The 16,049-nt window shown below is 39.8% G+C and carries 12 protein-coding genes; 5 read left to right on the top strand and 7 right to left on the bottom strand.

The features are described from left to right. Positions 1-73: 73 nt before the first annotated feature. From QUB80_RS22455 to QUB80_RS22470, 4 genes are all read right to left on the bottom strand, one after another. On the bottom strand, positions 74-1,492 hold the full coding sequence (locus QUB80_RS22455; protein ID WP_289791734.1) for a hypothetical protein: 1,419 nt from the start codon (positions 1,490-1,492) through the stop codon (positions 74-76). Positions 1,493-1,575: 83 nt separating this feature from the next. Further along, positions 1,576-1,881, bottom strand: coding sequence for an acyl carrier protein (locus QUB80_RS22460; RefSeq protein ID WP_289791735.1), 306 nt, complete (start codon positions 1,879-1,881; stop codon positions 1,576-1,578). 57 nt (positions 1,882-1,938) lie between these two features. Further along, positions 1,939-3,804: a fatty acyl-AMP ligase gene (locus QUB80_RS22465; RefSeq protein ID WP_502875309.1), complete on the bottom strand. Its 1,866-nt coding sequence runs from the start codon at positions 3,802-3,804 to the stop codon at positions 1,939-1,941. An 870-nt stretch (positions 3,805-4,674) separates the two neighbouring features. Further along, complete coding sequence (locus QUB80_RS22470; protein ID WP_289791736.1) at positions 4,675-4,893, bottom strand: hypothetical protein; 219 nt, start codon at positions 4,891-4,893, stop codon at positions 4,675-4,677. 636 nt (positions 4,894-5,529) lie between these two features. Between QUB80_RS22470 and QUB80_RS22475 the strand changes: the two genes are divergently transcribed. The 3 genes from QUB80_RS22475 to QUB80_RS22485 all read left to right on the top strand — a co-directional run bounded on the left by QUB80_RS22475 (position 5,530) and on the right by QUB80_RS22485 (position 9,125). Then, a complete protein-coding gene (locus tag QUB80_RS22475; protein WP_289791737.1) occupies positions 5,530-6,420 on the top strand; it encodes a hypothetical protein in 891 nt (296 codons plus the stop codon). Positions 6,421-6,969: 549 nt separating this feature from the next. After that, positions 6,970-8,424: a sensor histidine kinase gene (locus QUB80_RS22480; RefSeq protein ID WP_289791738.1), complete on the top strand. Its 1,455-nt coding sequence runs from the start codon at positions 6,970-6,972 to the stop codon at positions 8,422-8,424. A gap of 17 nt (positions 8,425-8,441) precedes the next feature. Next, complete coding sequence (locus QUB80_RS22485; RefSeq protein ID WP_502875317.1) at positions 8,442-9,125, top strand: response regulator; 684 nt, start codon at positions 8,442-8,444, stop codon at positions 9,123-9,125. Between the two features lie 295 nt (positions 9,126-9,420). On the opposite strand, the gene QUB80_RS22490 is transcribed toward QUB80_RS22485, so the two are convergent. The 3 genes from QUB80_RS22490 to QUB80_RS22500 form a co-directional block, all read right to left on the bottom strand. Then, positions 9,421-10,113 carry a sugar transferase gene (locus QUB80_RS22490; protein WP_289791740.1) on the bottom strand — a complete coding sequence of 231 codons (693 nt, stop codon included), beginning with the start codon at positions 10,111-10,113 and terminating at the stop codon, positions 9,421-9,423. Positions 10,114-10,224: 111 nt separating this feature from the next. Beyond that, positions 10,225-10,557 (bottom strand): STAS domain-containing protein, encoded by a 333-nt coding sequence (locus QUB80_RS22495; RefSeq protein ID WP_289791741.1) that lies wholly within the window; start codon positions 10,555-10,557, stop codon positions 10,225-10,227. A gap of 130 nt (positions 10,558-10,687) precedes the next feature. Continuing rightward, entirely contained in the window at positions 10,688-11,620 is a 933-nt protein-coding gene (locus QUB80_RS22500; RefSeq protein ID WP_502875310.1) for a WecB/TagA/CpsF family glycosyltransferase, read from the bottom strand. Between the two features lie 730 nt (positions 11,621-12,350). Here QUB80_RS22500 and QUB80_RS22505 point away from each other — a divergent pair. Both QUB80_RS22505 and QUB80_RS22510 read left to right on the top strand, forming a co-directional pair. Beyond that, a complete protein-coding gene (locus QUB80_RS22505; protein ID WP_289791743.1) occupies positions 12,351-14,567 on the top strand; it encodes a GumC family protein in 2,217 nt (738 codons plus the stop codon). 79 nt (positions 14,568-14,646) lie between these two features. Beyond that, positions 14,647-15,936: an oligosaccharide flippase family protein gene (locus QUB80_RS22510; protein WP_289791744.1), complete on the top strand. Its 1,290-nt coding sequence runs from the start codon at positions 14,647-14,649 to the stop codon at positions 15,934-15,936. Positions 15,937-16,049: the final 113 nt, after the last annotated feature.

Below are 16,049 nucleotides of genomic sequence, written 5' to 3' on the forward strand. Positions count from 1 at the left end.
AGTTTGCCCTATTAATTAATAACTGCTGACTAGGGAAATACTATCTCGCCTGTTTTGTCATGAAAGTATGGCTCTAGCTCTCCTGAGCCATAACCGATTGAGAGAACTGTCTAAAGGTTTTGGCATTGCGTGAAAGTGCTTTGCTAATAGAGCCTCCAGCTGCCATAATTCCCATTTCGCGGTTGATAGACCATTGATAGTCTAGACGACTGAATAATCTCCGCATCAATTCCAACAGATTTTGATGGTACTTGAGTCCTACATGGTAACCTTCGTGTTCTTGACAAAAGCACTTTTCCATCCAATTGAGTGCTTCTTTTGTCTCCATCCCAAATAGAGGAGATTTTAAGAGCTTGTAGTAAAAGAGCATTAACATCGGATCATCGTAAACACAGCGACCGGGTATCACCCCAGAAAGACCGCTCAAAAGATTGCGTTGCATCTTGTAAATCATCAAACCAGATATAAATTTCTCATAAGCTGTAGGTTTTGAGAAATCCTTATACATATCTCTGGCGATGGTTTGGGAAATGGTGGTATGGAAAGCCTCGTCTAATAAATGGTAGTAGGAGACAGCAGTTGGAGTTGGGATATATTCGCCTTTTTGCTCTAATTCTCGAAAATATCTGACATAGGGATATTCTTGGTTTTTGAGAATTGCATTAGCAGTGTAGCGCAAGGAATAGTACTGACACGCCATAAACGGCGACATACCCCAATGAATGGCAAAGAACCGCAACCAATAACGCGCCGCAATTCGCCCTCCTAAACCATCTGCTGGTGCGGGAATCGGCTCACCTTTTTCTTCTAAGCCTTGCAAATATGGAGAATAATACTGTTTTTTGTCTCTCAACATCGTTTTCGCGAGCGCGCTTAAGACATTGTCTCGATGTAGCGAAAATGGTGAACTTCCCTGAGTTGAGATGAAAAACTCCCGTACAGGCTGAGGGATTAAAAGCTTAAACCAGTGATTGCTGTCTTTATCTAATCTGCCATAGAGGGAATTTCCCAATATAGTTTTACCAACTATGCCCATTTTTGTTTTGAAACCGATTCTTTGAAAGGTGCGAATGTGATAGCTTTCCTGTTTGGTTTCAAATTCTAGTTCGTCACAAAGTGTTTCGTAACCGCCAACAGCACGAAAAACACCAGCCGTAATCGTGTTGTAAATGCTTGTCGTGGCTTCACTAACAGCAGTATGGTTATAGTTTCCTACCCAATAAAGATGGTTGAGAGCTAGCTTTTGCGTAGTCGAAGCAGCTTGATAAAGAGGGGTACCATACAGAAGTGAAAGTTCGGGAACTCCCCAGTAATAATTGCTGTTACTGGCATAGCTAAACTCGTTACCTAGCTCTGTGAGTTGTTCGGTATAGTCTGAATTAGTATTATTCTGATAAGTTTTTTCGATCAGTTGGAAATGCCTTGTTTCTTTTGCTGCTGCCAGAGCCGAAGATTGATTTTTTGGATCTAAAGTTTTGTTGACAGCTACCATGACTTTCTCCTGAAAGGGTTATTGAACAACGGCGACAATTTCTATTTCTATTCTTGTTGTTCCTGAAGTTGAGATAATTTAGACTAACTTTTAGCCTTTAATTCTGAGCTTAAATGGTTTACCAATGATTCAATAGTTGGGTAATCATAGAGTAGAGTTGGATCTACCTCTGTTCCTAACCAGTCTTCTAAATCGCCTGTCAAACCAACTGCTACTGAAGAATCTAAGCCGTAACGGTCAAAAGGTATTGTCACGTCTATTTCTCCTGAATCTACTTCCAACAATTCAGCTAGATAAGAAACAATCCATGCTTCAATCTGTGCTGCTGTTGGTATGTTTTTAACTGCAACTGTAGATGTGGTATTTGCAACAAAACTCTTCGTGGTCATTGTTCAATCCTTTGTACTAATTAATGAGTATGTTTTCAGAGCGAGTGTGATTCTTTTTCATAGCTGCTTAGTAGATATTAACTGCTGTAAAACAGAATCAACCTCAGCTTGCAGATGCATGAACTTGGCTTTATTTTGAGGATTTTCGCTCCAATCCTCTACAATATCTAAGCTCCCAGAAAGAAATGCAGTTCGACAAGCTTGACGGCGAATCTTGCCACTGGAAGTTTTGGGAATGCTTCCAGTCTTGACAAGTACCGTAGCGAAAATTTCTAGCCCGTGCTGCGCGATCGCCGCTTGTCTAATACTTCCAATAACTTCTTGAACATTTAACTTCCGCAGGTAACTCCGCTCTACTTCCTGAACAATAACTAGTCGCTCTGAACCTTTAAAATCTATGGCAAATGCTGCTCCACAATCAGGTCTAAGGGCGGGATGACTCTTCTGAACAGTCAATTCAATGTCTTGAGGATAATGATTTTGCCCTCTAATGATGATTACATCTTTGAGCCGCCCTGTAATAAACAGTTCCCCATTTTGTAAAAATCCTAGATCCCCGGTGCGAAGAAATGGCCCTTCGCCAGTATCTGCTAGATAGGCACGAAATATTTTCTCTGTTTCCTCAGGTTTATTCCAGTAGCCACTAGCAACACTTGGCCCTGCTACCCAAATTTCTCCGACTTGTTCGGGAGCACAAAGGGTTAAGGATTCAGGGTTGACTATGACGACTTTCTGCCCTTGAGGGCTTTTTCCACAGCCCACAATTGTCCGAGTATATTCCTGAGTTTCGTCACTCTTGACAATTCGGTTTTGCTCTAATGCTGCCCCTTCTACATTGTAAGTAATTGGTAAAGCTGTTTTCTCACCCCCAGACACTATGAGAGTGGTTTCTGCCATACCATAGCAGGGGTAGAATGCTTCACGGCGAAAGCCACAAGGTGCAAAAGTAGAGGCAAACTGTTCTAATGTTTCAACCCGGACAGGTTCAGCACCAGTAAATGCAACCTCCCAACTACTAAGATCGAGATTTGCTATCTGTTCGGGGGTAGCCTTGCGAACACAAAGCTCATAAGCAAAATTTGGCCCGCCGCTAGTTGTAGCTTGATAACGGGATATTGCCTGCAGCCAACGGATTGGCTTTTGCAGAAAATCTACAGAAGCCATCAACACAACAGGAGTATCAGCGTAGAGAGGCTGTAGAATGCCACCAATCAAGCCCATATCATGGTAAGGCGGTAACCAAATCACACCTTGGCTATTAGGTGTATGCCCAAATAATTTGTGGATTAAGGCTGAGTTGACAAGCAAGTTACGATGACTTACCATCACTCCTTTGGGATTACCTGTAGAGCCGGAGGTGTATTGGAGAAAAGCCACTGTGTCGGGATACAGTTCTTGCGGCTGCCATGCTTTTGCTAAGTTGCTACTCAGCCCATCGATAGCTAGCCAATGCAATCCAGAAATGTCTATACCCTCTTGATTGAAGCTAGTTTGGAGGTTATGCAAAAGAGATGTAGAGGTCAATACAATCTTGGCTTGAGCATCTTGGGCGATCGCCTGCAATCTCGATAGATTTTGATTTCGCCTGGGTGGATAAGCAGGAACAGCAATTACCCCCGCATATAAACATCCAAAGAAGGCACAAATGAAATCTAAACCAGGTTGAAAAAGGAGCAAGGCTCGTTCGCCAGAAATATTTAGAGATTGGAGAGAGGCAGCGATTGACTGTGCTTGCAGATGTAATTCTCCATATGTCAACTTTTCTGCTTCTGTTTCTCCACTCTTCAAAAATGTATATACTTTTTGTTCTGAGTTCTTCTCTGCCCTATGACTTAGGAGATCCACGAAAGTAGAGAAGTCGTACTCACTGTTAGTCGGCTCTTTACACCAAGCACCCATTCGCTCTTCCTCGCTATCGTTCACACTAATTCCTGTTATCCACTAAGCTTGTCTTGCTTTGTTCAATTACATAGCAACCCAGTTTCATTGCTTTACTTAACAAGTAAAAAATGTTTGCACTATATCAACTCTGGTAATATTTACCCCTTAGAAGTCTCTATTATGTGTTTGCTTACCAAATATTCATCTAAGCTATTTCTTTTTGCAATAATTCCTTGAGTGAGTTATTACCTTGAGTTATTACCTATTTTTTGCTCACTCTTTAATCAGATTCAGACTCTTTTATCGTATTTTACACAATTAATAGCTTCTAATCACCATCTTGGTTGTTTTCATAATAAAGTAAGTTTTATTCAAACTTCTTCTTTCACTATGGTGATATCCATTCAAACTTCTTCTTTCACTATGGTGATATCCATTCAAACTTCTTCTCTCACTATGGTGATATCCATTCAAACTTCTTCTTCAAACTTCTTCTCTCACCAAGATGACAAAAGATAAACAACAGTTCTCTTAACTAAATTACGTAGATATAATAAGTTTTTCTATCCTTCTAAAGGAATAGCTTACATATAAAATAAATATTACTTAAGTTAGATGCGTCTAACAAAATTATAATTGGATTCGCTTAATTAATGATTTATTTATGTCTTAAGATAGATTAGTGGGACTTTAACTAGTCTCACAAAAGTTAAAGTACATACTTATACATAAATAATTATTAAATAATTATGTTAAAAAATTGACAATTCCACTCAAATGTAACTCTATTGCAACTCAAATGCAACTTTCTAGTATCACTTAAAGTGTGATGATAGTAGCTTAAACTCTAACAGGTGCCAGTTTTATTGCTAATCACCGGAGTTAGCTAAAATGCATCATTACCTATTTAAGCTATATTTCTAAAAATGCTTGTAACGGTGTCAACGCTTCACTAGTAGTGTACCAAGCCAAAATTGCTACGTGGAGATAAGCACTTGTGCACTTGTGCAGGGGAGAAAGTTGCAGTAAGTCTTTCCCCCCTGCCCCTCTGCCCCTGTGCTCCTCTGCTGACCACAACGCAAAGTTTCCTTGGCGGACTACTAGGTATGACTCTTGCTTTGTTTTCTTCATCAAATCTTTATAGAGATTCCAGGCAATCTCCTATGCTTTTGAATTCTAAAAGCCTTACTGCAACAATTTGTCTCAATAATTATTAGCTGATTGACAATTATAGATTTTTTAAGATTTTACAAAGAAGATATAACAGTTCTTAATTGCCTATAGTACGAGAGCTAACTAGTAAATAGTTTGTTGTTAAACATACTATGCTTTTATTTTTAATACTCAACTGCAAACATAGTCACTTTCATGCTGTATAGCATTCAATTAGGAAATGTAATATTCAGCTATTGCAAAAACTTAAAGTTTATATAAATATAAATCGAGAACAGCTTTGAGCTTTTCTTCCTATTGCGCCATAGCAAAGTAGATAGGTATGTTCTAGAAAAATATGGCAAGCTGCTAGAAATATTATTTTTATTAGCTATCATATATCTGCTATATGCCTAAAGTGCGAATGAATCCAAAGCAGGGATGTCAATGGTGACGCTTGACCTAAATCTTCTCACTCAATTGAATTACAACAGATTTCACATCTCCACAACATCTTGAGAAAGACCACAGGTTGCTCAAAAATTTTAGTCAAGTCTGGAATAAGATGAAAATCATTTCATAACAACTACAGAAAAGCTTATTGACTACAAAACGATGAATATACTCAGTCAAGCGCAAGTGTGGGAAATCGAAAAAAGCGACGTGATTACTAACGACAATCTGATTTTAGATGATGCTGTTGCCCCTTTGATAGTTGAATCAACAGAACTAACACAAGAGGAACAAAGCTTACGCCTTCACCTCGAACAAAAAGTAGAAAAAGCATTTTATGAAGCTGGAAAGGCTCTAATGGAGTTGCGAAATAGAAGGCTTTACCGTTCTACTCACCGAACATTTGAAGAGTACTGTCGGGATCACTTTGGGTACAATCGCCGATATCCTTATCTTTTGATTGAGGCTGCCATTGTTGTTGATAACTTGTCTGAAGAATGCGATCCATTGGATCGCATTCTACCCACTAATGAGCGTCAAGTCAGACCATTGACCAAACTAAAACCTCAACAACAGTGTGAAGTATGGCAGCAAGCAGTAGCAGTAGCTGGTGGTAAAGTACCATCCAGTCGTATAGTGAAAGATATTGTGCAGCATATGATTGAAGATATCAAACAGCCCAATCCCTATCGCCCTGGTGAAGTTTGCCAAATTGTTGCCAAAGATAATTCCGAACTCAGAGGTTTAGGTGGGTGCTGGTGTATAGTTAGTCAAGTTAATAATTTCAACTGTACAGTTACTACCTGGAAGGGACAATATACTGTAAAGTTAAAACATCTACAGCCACTGGGTTATTCCAATACTGAATGCGAGCAGATACAAAAGATATGCGATCGCATCACCAGGGTTTATAATTGCGGCGATTTAGAAGGAGCAGCTGATGCAATTCTCAAACACTTGGGTGAGATTCAACGACCTTGTCTGACAGCATTAGAAGAAGAACTTTTAAGAGTTTTGGAACACAAGTATTTACTGAGTAGAGAGCAGAAGTAATCTAAAAATAGGTAGTTTTAATATTATCTGTATTAAAGGTAAAGTAAAAATTGGTGCGCAACTTTGACCAGTACTGATTTGAACCAGTGGTCTTTAACAAAAGAGCCATAAGTAAAAACCTTTGAGACTTTATCGGTTTTCTGGTCATGTGAGCGCTATTTGCTAAAGCAAAACATCAACGATATTGAAATAACGATCATAAAAGTTAATTAATTAACGTATATTATGTTGTCTGTTTAGAAAATCTTTTTTACCCTTGCTCGCTACACATCAATTTTAAAATTGGTATATCTTTTTTTCATGTATTACTCCAGGAGAGAAGAAAGCTCTTTCAATTAATTCAATTTTCCTTGGATTCTTTGTTCAAAATTTTTCGTTATTCAATTCCTCTAAAGTTTTTCAAACTTTATTTTTTAAATTTAATTTACTATTTTTAATTATTTTTAGTTGATAGATAAATATGAACTGTGAAAAGCTGTATGGAAACAGTTAGACAAATAGACCGCTTCTCAAGTCAAATTGTTTGCTGAATGGGAGGATTTACGTGAAATGGTGTTAGCTATTAGATTCTGGAGTTTTCTTACTAAATCAACCCTTCTGAAACCTCGTTTACTTGCGCCTCTGCAAACTAGCTTTTTTATGCTGGTGTTATTAATAGTAGGACAACAAGGGTTAAATCTCTGGCTTGGATTACTCATTCGTGAAACAGGTAATCGGGTAAGTCATTCTTTACTAGTAGACCATGAAGGAGAACGCCTGCTCAGTAAGAATAATAGGCAACAGCAGAACTCCTTTGGCAGTAGCATCAACCGTTTATATACCTTAGTAAAAGATAACCAAACCCAACTAAAACAACTAAATAAAATTAAAAATCTTCATGTCCTTCAGCAAAACCAGTTGCTTAAAAAGCCGCTCTTTGACTCTGCTGGCAAGTATGCCTTGCAGGAAAAGGACTTATTCAATTCCTTGCACGCCCAGAGTCGGGTGCTGCTTTTGTACGAAAAGAGACTTTTAAAAGAACAGCAACATCGATTGCAGCAGCTTTACTATATCAATACTACTGTTAACATCCTTTGCGCTGTAATTATCTTGACCGGAGCAGGGTTAATCCTCCGGCAGTTGCATCGACGAGTCGAGCTTCCGTTACGTAGTTTGATTAATATAGGCAATCTTTGGCAGGCAGGTCAACTAGAAGCCCAATTTCGCTATTCATCTGCTGACGAAATTGGTCATCTGACTACAGTTCTCAATGGAGTAGTAAGCAAGTTTGAACATCAATACAAAAGTCTTAAAGTACAAAATCAAGAGCTTAAAGACTTGATCGGTGCCCTCTCCCACGACCTACGCACCCCCCTGCTTGCTACCCGCAATACTCTCGATAGCATGAGTAAAGGAGTCTTTGGCCCTTTAAGCGACACCTGCAGAAAAATGTGTGAAGAATATCGCCAAGCTAACGAGGAACTTCTCAAGCTTGTGGAAGCTCTTTTAAACGTTTCGCGCTATGAGGCAGGTTACCGCAATCATCTAGACTGCGAACCTCTGAATTGGGAAAAAATTTTGGTCAAAACAATTGCTCACATTAAGGCTAGTGCAAAGCATGATCTCATTCTTACCTATAAAATTCCTAAATCGCTACCGACCGTTTACGGTGATGAGTTAGAGATTCAACGAGTTTTGCAAAACTTGCTTGATAATGCCGTGCGGGTTAGTGGGTCAAATAAAGAGATTTCCCTTGAAGTAAAGAACCTCGAAGAAACCAAAGTCAAGGTTTGTGTGTGCGATCGCGGCCCAGGAATTGCACCACAGGAGAAAAAACAGCTCTTCCGTCGCTTTGTCCAGGGACGATGCCAGCCTGGCAGATCCGGACTTGGTCTGTATTTGTGCAGTCGAATTATTGAGGCTCACAAAGGCACTATTGGTGTTGAAAGTTCCTTGGGAGAGGGCAGCACTTTCTGGTTTACCCTTCCAGTTTCTGCCAATCAGGTTAGGTATCAAAATGAATAGATGCAGGAGAAATCATGATGCCTGAGAATGATAAACAGAAAAATGTACAGATTCTACTGGTTGATGACCATACTTTGATACGCCGAAGTATGAAAAACCAATTTACTCTTGTGCCTAGTTTTAGCGTAGTTGGAGAGGCGGGTGACGGTGTAGAGGCTATTGAATTAGTGGCTCAACTCCAGCCCAATGTAGTTTTGATGGATATTGATATGCCAGTCATGGATGGGATCGCAGCCACTCAGTTGATTAAAAAGGATTATCCTGCTACTCGTGTACTTGCCTTGAGTGCGTTTGATAGTGATACCCACGTGATGGGGATGCTTGCAGCAGGTGCAGATGGTTACTGCCTTAAGACCATAGAATGGGAACAGCTCATTGTTGTGATTCAACTTATTCTCTCTGGCGGTGCTTATCTAGCTCCTCAAATCGCTCGGAAGATTGCTCAGATTTTCAAATCCACCCCCACTGTTGTCTCCAATCAGGTTTCTTCATCTGATGTGCTCGAAAAACGAAATCTCACCGAGCGCGAGCGCCAAATTCTGAAACTAATTGCCAAAGGATACTCAAATCAAGAGATTGCCGATCAAGTCTACCTCTCATTAGGAACCATTAAGTCCCACGTGCGTATTCTCCTTAATAAACTTAGCGTTGACGATCGCGTTCAAGCAGCAGCTTTTGCTGTACGCGAAGGGTTGGTTTAAAGCACTTTTCCAACCAATGTGGGTAGATAGGGAGTAGGGCAGAAGGAGAGCGATCGCACATATCTCTGTACTCGTGACATTTGAAGCAAATCATACTGCCTTGTTAGACTGAAGTAGGGTACTGATCATAATTTTTTTGCCCTTGCCACCCAAAATCCTCACTACCGCAATTAATATCGAGTTCGGATGAATACTTATAATTAAACTGCTCTTGTTTTCGGCCACCAAACTTGATATAAAAGGGGAAAAAGACCCTTTCCTTAATTCATTGAATCTTCTTCCCGCACTTTGTCTATTAACAAGCACCACTCCTATGCAAGACAACTCTTAAAGTTTTTAGTATCAATCCTATATCGTAACCAATAGACCATTTACGTTGATAACTTAGATCCATTTGCACAATCTCTTGAAAATCTTTAATCCTGGAGCGACCATGAGCCTGCCATTCCCCAGTAATGCCTGGTTTAACAGCCAATCGTTTCCAATGATAACTTGAGTAATGCATCACTTCATCTACAGTGGGAGGACGAGTACCAACTAGACTCATGTCTCCTAGTAATACATTCCAGAATTGCGGGAGTTCGTCTAAGCTAGTACGACGAAGAAATTTACCCACACAAGTAATTCGAGGATCGTTCTCATTTTTGAAAATGTAATTATCTTTAGATTCATTATTAACTAGATGTTTAAGCTGTTCAGCCCCGACTACCATAGAACGGAATTTCCAAATTCGGAAACGGCGGCCATTCAATCCACAGCGAATTTGACTATAAAAGATAGGGCCAGGGTTATCCAATTGAATGGCTATAGCAATAGGAATAACTACAACTGCTGTAATTGCTAGTCCTACCAATCCACCCATAATGTCAATCATACGCTTGGCTTTACTTGTAACAGAAGGATGAGGCGAAAGTGTGGTGAAGTGAGTAATATCGGCACAATCCAGAATTGGTAGGTTAATGGAATGAGACGTAGAAAGTTTAGACATGACAGTCAAATTTTCTTTCAGTGGGTAGGTTTATGAATCTATGCAGCTGAATTGTTGTTAGTGTAAGCAAACTTGGAGTTATCTGCAATCATGGCTTTCTCTATCAATGCTTTATGACTGAGCATTAACTGTGCACAGAACGGCATCATAACTCTCAAAAATTTCAAATACCGAATCCAACTGAGTCAGTTCAAAAATGATTTGGATAGATGGTTGTAAGTTACAAATTACTAAACGACAACCGATGGAGCGTGCAGCAGATAGTCCCTTTGTTAGGGCAAACAATCCTGAGCTATCCATAAAATCTACTTGAGCTAGATCAATTACCCAAAGGTGGTAAGGTTGAGGCACTAAGATAGCCAACTCTTCTCTAAGAGCTTTCGCATTCTGAGGTTGAAGCAAAATCATCTGACATTTGAGAAAAGATTGTTGCGTCATAGTCATAAATTTTGCTGTTGGTTACAGTATTCACCAAAGACTTCTGAAAACTGACAAACCTCATTGTCCGACTATTTGTCACCTTAACACGGCTAGAGGCCAGACGAAGGTAAACTTCGAGAATAAGCTGTAGAGGTTATCTTGAGTGAGCTTTCAGACGGGAGCTAGTAAGTAGTGGTCTTTGTTCTACGTGCAAAGAAAACTTATGGCTCTTAGCCAAGCCAAGGTGAAGTAAAAAAGCGGAATTACCAAGTAAATAGCGGGCTGCTAGACGTTTAGGTTCGTGGCATAAACGATACAGCCACTCTAAGCCCAAGTTTGCTATAAAGCTAGGACAGTCTGAGACAACACCCGCCAATCGGTCAATTACAGCTCCACCAGCCAAGATTGCATTGACATTAAGACAGCTACGATGCTGTCGAATCCAATTTTCTTGAATTGGCATCCCCATTCCTACTATCAAAATATTAGGTTTCATCAAGTTAATTTGCTCAATGACTGCTTCATTCTGATGGATATCTTCCTGGTCAAAATATCCGTGATGTCCAGCAAAATAAATATTGGGATATTGTGTTCTGAGGCGCTTGAGAGCTGTTTCTAAATACTGAGGCTTAGATCCCAACAAAAAAATTGAAAAACCTTCTTGATTGCAATGCTTTAGTAATTCTGGCATCAAGATTGTGTAGGACACGCGATACTGGATTGGTAAATTTAAACCCATGTATTGCAGACCTTTCAAAATGCCAAAGCCGTCACAATGAGCGACTTCAGCGCTTTGTAAAAAGTCATAAAACCAAGGGAGTTGCATCGAAAGATTAAAAGCATGAACATTGTAGTTTGCTACAATAATTTGTCTTCTTTCAATACAGGCAGCATGAATCATCTGAATAATAGTTGCTGGGGTCATGCATGTAATACGTCGACCTAACAAATACACATTCAGATTTGGCAGCTCTTCTAAGTTACGGTTCTTCTGTATCTTGGTTGGTTGATTAACACGATTGCTAATTTCCATCACTGACTCTTTTACGTTAATAGTAAATATTGACTTTCTGATTTCCTCTAGCATCTCTTTAAATCTCAAAAAGCAACACTATCTAATGACTATTTAGAGCCTTATATATGCCTATCCTAATTGCCTATCCTATATAGGGATATTTAATTGTCATGAGGATTATCCAATAAGTAAGAAGATATTGAATAAATAGAGACTATATCCAAGAAAGTGTCAAAGAACTAGAGGAGTTAGTTTGCCAACAGAAAAATATCTGTACCCAATTCAAAGAGTATTTACCAGTACTGTCTAGTTGCTCAGGTGCATTTTTTTTGCATTAGTATACTTTAGAATTAATTTTCTCGTGTGTTACTATGAAGAAGAGAAAAATAGTATGCTATTTTGAACCTTGAATATAAGTAATGAATTGAGCGATCGCATTTCCATGCACATCATTTCATGATTGTGATTGCATAAATATCTAAAAATCAAGATTATGGATTGTTCTCCGCCACAAGTGACAAAATCTAGACTGAGAGTGCCAGTTAAGTGTAGTATGAACCTTAGAATGTCTGCATACAAGAGCTAAGTGGATAATCTTAGAGACAATTTAATATACCTATTGAGGATAGGCAATTAGGATAAGTAATAAGGATAGGTGGATAGGTAATTAGGATAGGCACGTATAAGGCTATAAGTAGTCATTAGATACTGTTACTTTTTGAGATTTCAAGGGATGCTGGAAAAATAAACGGCACTAGTCGTCAGTCGCTCAAGCTCAACCTATACCTTTTAATTGTTGTTTATGCTACCAACTGAATCTCCAAACACCATAGATTTGGATTTGCAGAAGTACTGGTTAATTCTAAAACGGCGTTGGCTACCCGCAGTATGCGTTTTTAGCTCTATCTTAGTGCTTGCTACAGGGCTTGCATTTTTTAAGCCAGGCTATAAAGCAAGAGGAAAGCTTTTAATTAAGAAAATGAATCAGACTTCTGCTTTAACAGGACTGGGACAAAAAATAGGAGAACTCGATACTCTAACTTTACAAAGCAACCCTCTAAAGACAGAGTCAGAGGTAATTAGTTCCACGCCCCTTTTACAAAAAACTGTAGATACACTCCAACTTAAAAATGATGATGGTAGCTCCATCGATATTGAGAAATTTGCAAAAAAGATTAAGTTGAAAGCTATCGGGGCAACCGATGTTTTGGAAATTTCCTATATAGCTAGCGACGCCGAAAAAAGCGCAGCAGTAGTCAACCAGCTCATGAGGCTATATATAGAGAATAGTATACAAACAAACCGGGCTGAGGCATCTGGGACGATTGATTTCATTGCCAAGCAGCTGCCTCAAACAGAGGCAAGAGTTCGTCAAGCCGATTTAGCTTTGCGGCGCTTTAAACAACAAAATCAGGTTGTTGACTTAGCTAAAGAAGCCGAAGCAGCAGTGGAGACTATTAGTAACTTGGACAAGCAAATTGTTGAAACTCAAGCTGCACTTAAAGACGTAAACGCTAGGTTAGACAATCTTCAGAACAAAGTAGGAGTGGGTGTAAGTTCAAAGCAAGCTATTGACCTAAATTCTCTAAACCAATCTTCTGGCGTGCAGAAGGCGCTTCAAGAATTTCAACAGGTCGAAGCCCAATTAAAAGTTGAACGAACCCGCTTGCAAGACACAAATCCTACAATAGTAAATTTGACAGAGAAAAGAGACGCTCTCAAAACCATACTACAGGAACGGGTAAAAGAGGTATATAAAAGCCAGCAACAAGTACCTAGCGAAAACTTGGAGATTGGAGAGAGTAAACAAAGACTGAACGATAACTTTGTCAAATTAGAGGAGGAACGCTCAGGTTTGGCTAGTCGATTGGTTTTACTGTCTAGTGCCCGAAGCAACTATCAAAAACGGTTAAGTATTTTACCCAAATTGGAGGAAAAACAACGGCAATTAGAGCGCCAGTTGGAAGCTGCCCAGTCTACATATCAAACTCTTTTGAAGAAGCTCCAAGAAATACGAGTTGCAGAAAACTTCAACACGGGTAACGCTCGTATTATTCAGCCGGCCTTAATTCCTGTAAGAATCTCGCTTAGAAAACCGGCGATAATTATAGGATTGGGGATGGTAATGGGTATTCTGCTTTCTGGAGCTACTATCATGCTTTTAGAAGTCAGAGACACATCTGTTAAAACTCTGCAAGAGATAAAGGATCTGTTTGCTTATACCTTACTAGGAGTTATTCCTTCTTTGAAAAAGCAAACTGTTTCTCGTCATAAAGATACAGAATCGACAGTTCCGGAACTTCCTGTGAGAGACACTCCCCGCTCTCCGATTAGTGACGCGTATCGACAACTTCAGGCAAATCTGAAGTTTCTCAATTCAGACAAAGCGCTGCAAGTAATTGTAGTAACAAGTTCTGTTCCCAAAGAGGGCAAGTCTACAGTCTCTGCTAATTTGGCAGCAGCTATAGCTCAACTGGGGCGTCGGGTGTTGCTAGTTGATTCAGATTTGCGCCATCCCGTGCAGCACCATATATGGGGACAGACTAACGTAGCAGGTTTGAGTGATGTCATTATCGGTCAGGCTGAATTTAGGACAGTTGTGAATCAAGTAATGGATAATTTGGATGTACTGACTGCTGGAGTAATTCCTCCCAACCCCTTAGCTTTACTTGACTCGAATCGGATGGCTGCATTGGTTGAGTCTTTTTGTCAAACCTATGATTTTGTCATTCTTGATGCTTCACCCCTTCTAGTGGGAGCAGACGCTCTAACTTTAGGTAAATTAACGGATGGTTTGTTATTAGTGGCACGACCTGGAGTGGTCAATTATACTAGTGCTGCTGCTTCTAAAGAGTTATTGGAACACTCAAGCCAGGACGTTTTGGGCTTAGTAATCAATGGAGTGATTCTGGAAAATGAATCCGATAGCTACTTTCACTACACCAAGGCGTACTACCGCGAAGAGGATTCTACCATTCGTCAAAAAACTCCATCTCAGAGCCGGAATTTTGTTAGTTAGAAACAAGCTCAATTTTATCTGGAGCAATCACTAATCTGATAGGCGATTCCTCTAGCTATTGCTCGTATTCAGCTTTTTTATGAAGTTAGACAAATTCAAGCTCTTGATTGACCGCTTAGTCCAGAATTCTTTGGCTCGCAATACCCTGTGGATGTTGTTCGCCCAAGGACTTAGCTTAGTTTTGCAAGCTGGATACTTTGTCATTATTGTGCGAGTGCTGGGGGTAGAAGAGTATGGAGCTTTCGTGGGAGCGACTGCACTTGTAGCAATTCTAGCTCCTTTCGCTACTTTAGGAAGTGGAAATCTTCTGATTAAAAATGTATCTAGAAATCGGGCTTTGTTTGGGGAATATTGGGGAAATGCCCTGTTCATGATTTTTGCTTCTGGTTCAGCTTTAATTCTTTTTGTACTCCTGATTGCACCATTTATTTTACCTAAAACAATCCCACCTTTGTTAGTTTTTTTAGTAGCTGTAACTGATTTAATTTTTCACAGAACTTTAGGCACAGCAGGGCAAGCTTTTCAGGCTGTTCTATGGCTTAGTAAAACAGCTCTACTTAACGTTCTGCCAAACATAACAAGATTGATTGCAGCGTTGGCTTTGGCTAGCTTTTTCTCAAATCCGAATGCACTGGAATGGACATTTTTATACTTGAGCAGTACAGCAGTCTCTACCGTGATCGGAGTTCTGCTCGTCCATCGCAATCTAGGGACTCCAAAGCTAGCATTATCACGTATTAAGCCAGAAATTGTAGAAGGATTTTACTTTTCAGTCAGCTTCTCTGCCCAAACTATATACAATGATATTGATAAGACAATGCTGGCGCGTTTAGCAACATTAGAAGCTACAGGTATTTATGCGGCTGCTTACCGTTTGATTGATGTCGCTTTTGTGCCTGTACGAGCAATTTTGGCTGCTGCCTATGCAAAGTTTTTTCAACGTGGAGTTACTGGCATCAGCGGAACGATAGCTTTTTCCAAGCGGCTATTACCGATCGCAGGAATTTATGGTGCGATCGCTGGAATCGTGACATTTCTATTGGCTCCAGCTGTACCCTATGTGTTGGGTGATGAATATGCAGGTACGGTAGAAGCCTTACGTTGGTTAGCACCGCTACTCTTTCTCAGAGCCATGCATTACTTTGCTGCAGATACCTTGACAGGAGCAGGTTTTCAAGGGATGCGTAGTGTAATACAAGTGATTGTCGCTGTGTTTAACGTCTTGGTAAATCTTTGGCTAATTCCTCTGTATTCATGGAGGGGATCTGCATGGTCTAGTTTAGCTTCAGATACATTTCTCATGCTCGGTCTAGGGGTGTTAGTTGCTTTTCTCTATCAACGACAGATTAAAAGGCTTGAGAATCAATAATGGCAAACATTGCTTCTATGGTAGGAGACTTAGAAGGATTTAGATTGTTATACCAGAAGCTTAGAGAGGATTTCTACTTTCAACAACTAGTTAAGTATGATTGTCAACTGCTA

Origin of the sequence: Chlorogloeopsis sp. ULAP01 (assembly GCF_030381805.1) — a bacterium.
Taxonomy (GTDB): Bacteria; Cyanobacteriota; Cyanobacteriia; order Cyanobacteriales; family Nostocaceae; genus Chlorogloeopsis.

Bases quoted from the DNA above. Each gene is read 5' to 3' on its own strand.
- QUB80_RS22455 (WP_289791734.1), bottom strand. From the start codon at position 1,492: ATGGTAGCTGTCAACAAAACTTTAGATCCAAAAAATCAATCTTCGGCT.
- QUB80_RS22460 (WP_289791735.1), bottom strand. From the start codon at position 1,881: ATGACCACGAAGAGTTTTGTTGCAAATACCACATCTACAGTTGCAGTT.
- QUB80_RS22470 (WP_289791736.1), bottom strand. From the start codon at position 4,893: ATGAAGAAAACAAAGCAAGAGTCATACCTAGTAGTCCGCCAAGGAAAC.
- QUB80_RS22475 (WP_289791737.1), top strand. From the start codon at position 5,530: ATGAATATACTCAGTCAAGCGCAAGTGTGGGAAATCGAAAAAAGCGAC.
- QUB80_RS22480 (WP_289791738.1), top strand. From the start codon at position 6,970: ATGGTGTTAGCTATTAGATTCTGGAGTTTTCTTACTAAATCAACCCTT.
- QUB80_RS22485 (WP_502875317.1), top strand. From the start codon at position 8,442: ATGCCTGAGAATGATAAACAGAAAAATGTACAGATTCTACTGGTTGAT.
- QUB80_RS22490 (WP_289791740.1), bottom strand. From the start codon at position 10,113: ATGTCTAAACTTTCTACGTCTCATTCCATTAACCTACCAATTCTGGAT.
- QUB80_RS22495 (WP_289791741.1), bottom strand. From the start codon at position 10,557: ATGACTATGACGCAACAATCTTTTCTCAAATGTCAGATGATTTTGCTT.
- QUB80_RS22500 (WP_502875310.1), bottom strand. From the start codon at position 11,620: ATGCTAGAGGAAATCAGAAAGTCAATATTTACTATTAACGTAAAAGAG.
- QUB80_RS22505 (WP_289791743.1), top strand. From the start codon at position 12,351: ATGCTACCAACTGAATCTCCAAACACCATAGATTTGGATTTGCAGAAG.
- QUB80_RS22510 (WP_289791744.1), top strand. From the start codon at position 14,647: ATGAAGTTAGACAAATTCAAGCTCTTGATTGACCGCTTAGTCCAGAAT.